Annotated in this window: 1 pseudogene; it reads left to right on the forward strand. The window is 68.3% G+C overall.

Annotation, left to right across the window (positions count from 1 at the left end):
- A pseudogene (locus SB816_RS32335) lies at nucleotides 1-234 on the forward strand (ubiquinone-dependent pyruvate dehydrogenase); the annotation flags it as partial.
- Between the last annotated feature and the right edge of the window lie 31 nt (nucleotides 235-265).

The following is a 265-nucleotide window of genomic DNA, read 5'->3' on the forward strand; positions in this document are numbered from 1 at the left end:
GGGATTTTCAGCGTGCGCGTGGAAACCTCGGAAGCGCTCGACGACGCGCTGCGCGCGGCGTTCTCGCACGACGGCCCGGCGCTCGTCGACGTGGTGACGACGAAGCACGAGCTCGCGATGCCGCCCAAGCTGCAATGGGCGCAGGCGAAGGGCTTCAGTCTGTACATGCTGCGCGCCGTGCTGAGCGGCCGTGGTGACGAGGTCGTGGAACTGGCGCAGACGAATCTGCGCTGAGCGCGCCGCCGCAGAAACGACAAAGCCCCGC

Origin of the sequence: Achromobacter sp. SIMBA_011 (genome assembly GCF_046535435.1) — a bacterium.
Classification (GTDB): domain Bacteria; phylum Pseudomonadota; class Gammaproteobacteria; order Burkholderiales; family Burkholderiaceae_B; genus Achromobacter; species Achromobacter dolens.